The organism is Kocuria rhizophila (assembly GCF_003667225.1).
In the GTDB taxonomy this organism is placed as follows: domain Bacteria; phylum Actinomycetota; class Actinomycetes; order Actinomycetales; family Micrococcaceae; genus Kocuria; species Kocuria rhizophila.
This window is the reverse complement of record NZ_RCOM01000023.1, coordinates 20749-29921: the sequence shown is the minus strand read 5'-3', so window position 1 is coordinate 29921 and position 9173 is coordinate 20749. Positions and strand designations below refer to the sequence as shown.

At 70.5% G+C, this 9173-nt stretch carries 4 protein-coding genes; 1 reads left to right on the top strand and 3 read right to left on the bottom strand.

All coding sequences use genetic code 11. From position 1 onward, the window contains the following. From purU to D9R02_RS05205, 3 genes are all read right to left on the bottom strand, one after another. A partial coding sequence (gene purU / locus D9R02_RS12455) for a formyltetrahydrofolate deformylase (RefSeq protein WP_121566473.1) occupies positions 1-898 on the bottom strand: 898 nt, incomplete at its 3' end. A 609-nt stretch (positions 899-1507) separates the two neighbouring features. After that, the gene (locus D9R02_RS05210; protein WP_121566472.1) at positions 1508-2674 is read right to left on the bottom strand and encodes a VIT1/CCC1 transporter family protein; all 1167 of its coding nucleotides are present in this window, start codon (positions 2672-2674) and stop codon (positions 1508-1510) included. Positions 2675-2865: 191 nt separating this feature from the next. Next, on the bottom strand, positions 2866-5856 hold the full coding sequence (locus tag D9R02_RS05205; protein WP_121566475.1) for a DEAD/DEAH box helicase: 2991 nt from the start codon (positions 5854-5856) through the stop codon (positions 2866-2868). A 171-nt stretch (positions 5857-6027) separates the two neighbouring features. Here D9R02_RS05205 and D9R02_RS05200 point away from each other — a divergent pair, with 171 nt between their 5' ends. Next, positions 6028-9147: a hypothetical protein gene (locus tag D9R02_RS05200; RefSeq protein WP_121566471.1), complete on the top strand. Its 3120-nt coding sequence runs from the start codon at positions 6028-6030 to the stop codon at positions 9145-9147. Positions 9148-9173: the final 26 nt, after the last annotated feature.

Genomic DNA, 9173 nt, shown 5'->3' with positions numbered 1-9173 from the left:
CTCCGTCGTCGGCAGCGTCAGATGTGTATAAGAGCCAGATGGTGCGGTTGCCGGAGACCACCACCCGGCCCTCCGCGTGCCACTTCACCGCCCGGGACAGCGTCTGTGCCTCGGCGTCCGACCCCACGGCCACAAGATCCGCGGGGGTGTGGGCGTGGTTCACGGGAATCACGTCCTGCGCGATGATCGGGCCCTCGTCCAGGTCCGGGGTGACGTAGTGGGCGGTGGCCCCCACCATCTTCACGCCGCGCTCGTAGGCCTGGTGGTAGGGCTTGGCCCCCTTGAAGGACGGCAGGAACGAGTGGTGGATGTTGATGCAGCGTCCCGCGAGCTCCCGCGTGAGCTCGTCCGAGAGGATCTGCATGTAGCGGGCCAGCACCACGAGCTCGGTGTCGTGGGCTGCCACGAGGCGCAGCAGCTCCGCCTCGGCCTGGGGCTTGGTGTCCCGGGTGACGGGCACGTGGTGGAAGGGCACGCCGTAGAAGTCCACGAGCGGGCGCAGATCCGTGTGGTTGGAGACCACGGCCACGATCTCCACGGGCAGCGAGCCCACGTGCGCCCGGTGCAGCAGGTCCGCCAGGCAGTGGGAGATCTTGGAGACCATCACCAGCACCCGGGTCTTCTTGCGGGCGTCCACCAGCCGGAAGCGCATGTCGTGCTCCTGGGCCACCGGGCGGAAGCCCTCGATCAGCGACTCGGTGGTCACGGTGCCCGGCGCGCTGATGGTGTGGCAGCGGATGAAGAACCGGTCGTCGTGGCGGTCGGAGAAGTGCTTGACGTCGAAGATGTCGCAGCCCTGGCTGGTGAGGTTGGAGGCCACCGCGCTCACGAGGCCGTAGGCCTCGGGGCAGTGGGCGGTGAGGACGTGCTCGTCGGGCGTGGAGGGCTGGGCCGACATGAAGGGGATGCTCCTGGGGTCACGGGACGGATCGGTGGTCCGCGGGGCGGCAGGGCCGCGGCACCGTGGACCGGCGTCGATTTTATCGCCGGGACAGGGGCGTTATCGACCGGTGGCCGCGTGAGCGGACGGTAGGAGCCCGTCCGGCGCGGGGAGAGGTGCGCCTCTGTGAGAGAACCAGCGGCCACCGGCAGGCGATAACGCCTCAACGGGATCGAGCCGTGGGCTGAGCGGCTACCGACGCACAGCACCGGCCACAGTGCACCCCCCAGTGCAGGTGTGGCGGTTTCCCTGTGCGAAGTCTCCCGTTGCAGTGGTTCAGTGAACCACGCGTCCAGAATATCCGAATTTCACAGATGGCTCGGAGGCTGTGCAGAATCAAAGAACCGCTTTACCTACACGGGTACCCCCGCCCTCCGCGGGTGCGGGCGGGCCGGGCGTCGAAAAACCTGCTGTGACTAGGGGAAACGCAGAAAGTAAATGATATCCCTACTATTTACCTCTGCGAATTGCCATATTTCTCGAGCCAAGTCGATTCACTTGTGGGCCCTAGAGGGGACAATACTTTCCGTGGACTGCGGCGATGCGCTTCGGGCCCGCGAGAGCGGGTCAGGCCACCCCGGTGTTGAACACAAGCCCCAGCAGGTAGGTGGCCACGGCCGCGCCGTAACCGATGCCCAGCTGCCGCAGGCCCCGCTTGAGCGGGGAGGCACCGGAGAGCAGACCCACGAAGCCACCCGTGACCAGCAGGGCCATTCCCACCAGGACCATGGCCACGACCATGGCGACTCCGCCCGTGAGCCCGAAGATGTAGGGCAGGATCGGGATGACCGCTCCCGAGGCGAAGAAGCAGAAGCTGGACGCCGCCGCGCCCAGATCCGTGCCGAGGGCCTCGTGCTCGCCGGAGCCCGCGGCGTCGTCGTCGCTCTCCTGTCCAGGGTCCGCGGCACGGCGGGCCTTCTCGTCCTGGAACGAGAGCGAGGGGTCGCAGTCGCAGTCGTAGTGGCCGAGTCGCTCCGCGGCACGGTGCTCCGCGGCCTCCTCGCTCATGCCGCGGGCCCGGTAGATGAGGGTGAGCTCGTTCTCGTCCAGGTCCAGGGACGGGGCGACCCGGAGGGTCACCTGGGTGGGCTGCGAGGCGTCCAGCAGCTCGCGCTGGGAGCGCACGGACACGTATTCGCCCGCCCCCATGGACAGCGCGCCCGCGAGCAGCCCGGCGATGCCCGAGAACAGCACCATCGAGCTGGACGTGCCGGTGGCCCCCACGCCCATGACGAGTGCGAGGTTGGACACCAGGCCGTCGTTGGCGCCGAACACCGCGGCGCGGAAGTTCCCCGAGAGCCGGGTGCGGCCGTCGGTGGCCAGCGCCCGGATGATCTCCTCGTGCACGGCCTCGTCCGCGGCCATGGCGGCGGTGGCGTCGGGGTCCTCCCGGTACGGGGAGCGGGACTCGGCGCGCTGCAGCAGCGCCAGGACGAAGACCGAGCTGACGTGCCTGGCCAGGAACATGAGGATGCGCGCCTCGAGACCGGGGTGGACCGTGCGCTGCGCGTGGGGCCCCAGGAGCCGGCGCCAGTGCTCCGCGTGGCGCCCCTCGCCCTCGGCCACCCGGTGCAGGATCTCCGCGTGGCGCCCGGTGCTGTGACGGGCCAGGTGCTCGTAGGTCTGCGCCTCGGCAAGCTCGTCCGCGAGGTAGTGGCGCCACCTGCGGATCTGGGCGGGGGTCGGTTCGGCGGTTCCGGGCACGGGGGAGTGCGTGCTGGTGGGCTCAGGCATGTCTCCGGATCATACGCACGAGCCGGCACGGGTGATTTCGGGGCCCCGAAGCTCGGGTCGAGACGCGCGCGGTGGCCGCCACCGGCACCAGGGGCCCGGTTCCCCTGATCACGGGCGCCGGGGAGTCGGGGCGCCGGACCCACGTTCTGCCTGCAGTGCCAACTCGCTGTGTGGTGCCGGTGGTGCGGCCCTCAGGGCTCCACGAGCGAGCGGATGTCCTGCGCGTCGAGGCTCGCGGAAAACACATGGTCGTCGTCGAGCACCGCGGAGAAGAGGTCCGCCTTGCGGGTCTTCAGCTCCATGACCTTCTCCTCGATGGTGTCCTGCGCGACCATGCGGTAGACCATGACCTTCTGGGTCTGCCCGATCCGGTGGGTGCGGTCCACGGCCTGGTTCTCGGCGGCGGGGTTCCACCACGGGTCCAGGAGGAAGCAGTAGTCGGCCTCCGTGAGGTTGATGCCGAAGCCGCCGGCCTTGAGGCTCACCAGGAACACCGGGGCCTTCCCGCTGCGGAACGTGTCGAGGGCCGCGGCGCGGTCCCGGGTGCTGCCGTCCAGGTAGGCGTAGGCGATCCCGGCCTCGTCCAGCCGCCGGGCCACGATCTTGAGGAAGCTCGTGAACTGGCTGAACACCAGGGGGCGGTGGCCCTCCTGCAGCAGCTGGGGGAGCTGCTCGAAGAGGACGTCCAGCTTGGAGGAGGCCGCGGTGGCCTCGGGGTCCACCAGGGCGGGGTCCAGGGCGAGCATGCGCAGCGTGGTGAGGGACTGGAAGATCGTGAAGCGGTTCCTGTCGAAGTCGCGCAGCAGCCCCAGGATCTTGGCACGCTCGCGCTGCAGCCTGAGGTCGTACGCGGCGCGGTGCTCGGGGTTGAGCCCCACGGCCAGCACGTGCTCGAGCTTGGGTGGCAGCTGCAGGTCCACGTCCGCCTTGGAGCGGCGCAGCATGAACGGCCTCATGCGGGAGCGCAGCCGGGCCAGGGCGTCCGAGTCCATCGCGCGTTCGATGGGCCGCTGGTAGTGCTCGGTGAAGCGCTTCTTGGACGGGAACAGCCCCGGTGCGGTCAGGGACAGCAGCGACCACAGCTCCGTGAGGCTGTTCTCCATGGGGGTGCCGGTGATGGCCAGGCGGGTGCGGGCCCTCAGGTTCTTCACGGCGCGGTAGGCCTTGGTCCGCGGGTTCTTCACGAACTGCGCCTCGTCCATGACCACGCCGGCCCACTCGACGCCGCGGTAGGCATCCGCGTCGAGACGGAGCAGGGCGTAGGAGGTCAGCACCACGTGCGAGTCCCGCGCGGCGTTGGCCACCGAGTCCTTGGTGCTGGTCAGCACGGTGGTCCGCAGCGACGGCGCGAAGCGCATGAGCTCGGCCGACCAGTTGGCCACCACGGAGGTGGGGGCGATCACCAGGAACGGTGGCAGCCGGGGATCGCGGGCCACGGCGCGCAGCATGGCGGCGATGGTCTGCACGGTCTTGCCCAGCCCCATGTCGTCCGCGAGGATCCCACCGAGGTCGTGCTCCCACAGGAAGCTCAGCCACCGGAACCCCTCGTACTGGTAGGGGCGCAGGGTGGCCTGCAGGGCCTCGGGCACGGAGGGCGACGGGATCTCGTCCAGGTGCGCCAGCGCGCGGACGCCCGTGCGCCACTGCTCCGCCTGCTGCGTGTCCGTGGCGAGGTCCTCGAACTGCTCCCAGAGGCTGGTCTGGTACCGGTTCAGGGCCAGGGGCGCGCTCTTGTCCTCCTGCAGGGTGCGGGCCTCGGCGATCAGCTCGCGCAGCCGGACGAACTCCGGGCGGTCCAGGGAGAACCAGGACCCGTCCCGCAGCAGCATGACGTCCTGGCCGCGGTCCAGGGCCTGGAAGATCTCCGAGAAGGGCAGGTAGTGCTCACCCACCTTCACGGTGACTCCCAGTCCGAACCAGTCGTGGTGCTCGGTGGGGGCGGTGGAGACGGTGATCTCGGTGGGTTCGGAGACCTCTCGGTAGGCGGGGGCGCCACCGGTCTCCTCGATCCGCAGGTCCGGGATGCCGCGCAGCCGCGGCAGCCACTCCCGCAGCAGCGTGAGGGCGTCCTGGGCGGCGTAGGAGCTGCGTTTGACGTCCAGCTCCGGGACACGGCGGTGCACGGCCTGGACCATGGAGGACTCCCAGCGGGACTCCCGCGCCACGACCTCGTCCCCGAGCGGGTCCAGGGGCCGGAACGGCAGGCGCACGCGCTCTCTGCCCTTCTGGTACTCCCACTCCCACTCCACGCGCTCGGTGAGGTCGTCGTGGTGGACGGTCAGCACCAGCTCGGGATCCGCCACCTGCGGCAGCACCAGGGAGTCCTCCCCGGCGGTCACGTGCATGCTCTGGTGCAGCCGGGGGAAGTACGTCTCGAAGAACTCCTCCACCCCGTCCTGCGGGACCGTGAGGTCCTCCGCGCGGTCCAGGAAGGAGCGCTGCTGCTGGTTGAGGCGGGTCCCCAGGGCCACCAGGTGCAGGGGGAAGCGGTTGAGGTCCTCGGCGTCCTCGAGCGCCGCAGGGGAGGCCTCGGGGTAGAACAGCCCGTGACCGGGCTGACCGATGATGTGGGCCCAGCGCAGGGGCACCTCGTGCTCGCCCACGATCAGCTGCGGGCGCAGGCTCAGCTCCCCGTGCTCGCCCGGGTCCACCCGCACCTCGAAGCGCCCCTCGTGCTCCAGCACCACGGGGGCTCCCGAGCTGCGGGAGACGAGGGGGATGCCCAGGGCGTCGGCGCGCGACAGGATGGGCCACAGCAGGGGAGAGGTGTAGCGCTCCACGTGCAGCTGGTGGCGTTCGGCGGCGTAGCTGCCCCGGTGGGACTCGGACAGGGCGCGCAGCTCCTCGAACCAGTCCAGCTGCTCGGGGCCCAGCCGTCCCGCGCGGACGTGGGAGGCCAGGTTCCCCCAGTCGATGCCGCTCTGCACCCAGCCGCGGCGCCCGCGCAGCACGGGCCGCGCGGTCAGTGCGAGGGGCAGTTCCCCGAGTGAGCTCCGCCACGCCCTGGGGGCGCGGTTCTGCACGCGGGAGAGGTCCAGTTCGAGTGCGACGCCCGGGGCGTCGTCGGGGTCGGAGACCACGCGCTCGGAGGCGGTGCCGGGGACGATGCGGGAGAGTTCACTGCGCCAGTCCGGGCCCTCGCCCGGCGTGCGGGCATCGGGGAACTGCGCGGCGTCACTCATGCGCACTACGGTACCGCCCGGTACGGACACGGCTGCGCGAGGGCCTGTGCGGAGGCGGCCCGGCGGCGTCGTGGGAATCTCCGCCCGGCCCCCGTGGGACGGCACGGCCCGGACTCCTATACTCGAGGTGACTGTGACGACTGAAGCGCCCACGGCGCAGACGGAGGATTTGTGGCTGACGCTGCCGGTTTCCGCACGGGAGACCACGCGATTGCATCCGGACCCCAGGAAGTCGAGTACCTGCGCTGGAACGACGCCGTCGCGCGTGCGTTCTTCGGCCCCCGCGCGGCGGGGGAGCTCGTCCAGCTGGACCTGGACGAGAAGATGCTCGAGCAGATCGGTTCCGAATTCGGCCTGGACGGGCCGTCCACCCTGCGGGCGCTCGCGGACTCCGTGACGCCGCTGCTGGTCACGGACGGCTCCCGCCGCTCGATGTTCGACGCGTTCAACAAGCTCACCGAGGTCTGGTACCGGATGTCCCGGCGCCAGCTCGAGGACCTCACGAAGATTGGCCCGCCGCCGATCGTGGCGCTGCTGGCACTGCTGTCCCTCGCGGGACGGCACATGTCCGCGCTCGCGGCCCGCACGGGCAAGAAGTCCGTGTCCACGTTCTACCTCCCGCTCGCGGTGCTGCTGCAGGCGGGGCAGGACAACGCCAAGGCCCTGGAGTCCTCGGTGCGCAAGGACTCGGAGACCTACTGGGACGCCCTGCGCTACTGGCTCGAGGCCTTCGACGGGCAGCTGGGGCTGCCCTCCGCCTACGCCGTGAACCACCGGCCGGTGGGCCTGGCGCTGTCCCAGACGCTGTTCGGCCCCTCGGAGCTGCGCCAGCTGCACCAGATGTTCGAGGACCTGGAGCTCACCACGGCGCAGGGCATGAGCGCGCAGGAACTCGGGATCTACATCGACTTCTGGCTGGACATCGCGGACACGGACGCCTCCAAGTCCATGCGCAGCATCTGGTCCAACCCGCTCACCCGCGACCCTGCGCTGCAGGTGGCACTCGCCCAGCTCGCCGCGTGGGAGTCCTCCCAGGACGACGACGCCGCCGCGGCCACCCGAGGCTCACGGCACCTGGGCTCGCGCAGCCCGGGCCTGTCCCTCACGGACGGCACGGACTACGTGGGCAACCCGGTCTACGAGCTGGGCTTCGTGGTGCCCAAGCGGCTGGTCCCCGGCCGTGAGGTGGACCTGGCCACCACCGCCGGTCCGCGGACCATGTTCCTGAACTACATCGGGGACGCGTTCCTGGGGATCTCCGCCTACAGCGCCCGCATGACCAGCGACACCCTGCTCTCGGGCCAGCTGACCGTGACCGCGGGGGAGCTCACGCTCACCCGCAACCCGCGGCCCGTGGTGGTCTTCGCCAAGGACGCGTACTCGGACACCTTCCTGTCCGTGGACCACGTCCCCACGGCGTGGCCGTGCCGCATCATGGTCCGCAACGAGCCCGAGTGGGTCGAGCAGGTCCGTGCCATCCTGGACGACTCCGCCTCCCCGGACTACCGCGTGGTGGGGCCGGGGGAGAACGGCGTGGCCGAGGGGTGGGTGCTCTTCGACGACGTCCAGGTGCTGCGCGCGGGCGATCCCGCCCTCACGGTCAACGACAACTTCTCCGCCCTGGTGCCCCGCCTGGTGCCGGCCATGACGCTGTCCGGCGGGCTGCGCATCCCGGGGGACGTGGAGCGGTTCTCGGCGCTGCGCCCGCCGCAGCTCACCGTGACCTCCGACAGCGACGACCCCCTGAGCGTGGAGTGCGAGTGGCGCAATCCGCACTCGTTCAAGCTCACGAGCACCAAGCTGACCGCACCGCGCGTTCCCCCGTTCCAGGTGAGCCTGGGCGCCACCGAGCTGGCCACCGAGCACGGTCACCTCAAGCCCAACGACTACACGCTGGTGCTGCGCTCCGGGCGCACCGTCAAGCAGCGGCTCGAGTTCCGGGTCCGGGACAGCTCCTACTACATCACGCAGCGCTCCCTGGGCTACGAGGGTGAGATGGTGCACGTGGCCGAGGAGACCCTGTGGCCCGTCACCGCCGTCACCCGGGACGAGATCCCGGACGAGTACGTCCAGGGCTCGTTCGACAACATGACCCCCCACGAGGTCGAGCTGCCGGAGGCCGAGGTGCCCGAGGTGGCGGGCTGGGAGTCCGCGGAGGGGCAGATGTTCCCCGAGCGCAGCAACGAGCTGCCCACCGCACCGGACGTCTCCTGCATGGTCACGGGCAAGCACAAGGTGATCCTGCCGCCCATGGACCCCAAGGCCAAGGCGCCCTGGGTGTTCGGGCGGTGCACGTTCTGCGGGCTCACCAAGCGCTACCCCGGCCGCCTCACCAAGCTCTCCGCGGTGGGGCAGACCGGTTCGGTGGAGGCCCTGCAGTTCATCGGCCCCGAGGAGGGGGAGTACCCCGGTTCGTGGGCGCCCTTCAAGGACATGCTCACGTTCCTGGGTGGCGGCAAGCGCTCGAGCCTGTCGATCGTGGCGCGCCAGCTGGAGGACTCCGAGCGGTTCGAGGAGTGGTTCGTGGGCCACCTCCAGGCCCTGGGGTTCCTGGAAACCATCCGGGACGAGAACTGGACGGTGCGCCGCTGGCAGGTCTGCTCCCCGGCCCTGACCCAGCTGGTGGACGGCTCCGTGCTGCTCACGGGCGGGTGGAAGACCGAGCAGGAGGAAGCCGTGACCCGCGCCGTTGCGGCCCAGGGCGGTGAGGTGGTCGTGCTCTCGCCCGAGGACCACGCCACCACCATGCTGGTGGACGTGGACCTCGAGGCCCTGGGGCGGATGCTGCCCGAGGGGATGTGCGACGTGGTGTACGACGCGGGGCCGGTCATGCTCGACCCCCTCCCGCCGCTGTCCTCGGTGGTGGCCGGGCTGCCGCTGCGCGAGATGCAGTACAACGGGGTGGCGGAGAAGTTCGTGCCCGCAGACGCCACGTGGGAGGCCACAGAGGACCGCAACACCCCCGGGCTGTACCGGATCAACCACCACCACAAGACGCGCTACGTGTTCCGCACGGCGGAGGACGTGGAGTCCGGCCACGGCCGGCAGGTGTCCTCGGGGCTGGGCAAGCACCTGGCCGCCCGGGAGCTGGGGGCCGCCCTGGTCAGCCACGACCCCGAGCTGCGGCTGCTCTCCGTTCCGATCGGAGCCGCCCTGCCGGGGCTGTACGCCCGCGCCGCGGTGCTGTGCTCCGGTCTGCTGCCCACGCTCGTGGACGAGGACTTCTCCCTGAACTACGGGGACGTCTCCGAGGAGTTCGCGAGCGCGCTCGTGGCCAAGCTGCTCGGATGACGGAGACCGGGCGGGGGCGCGGATGT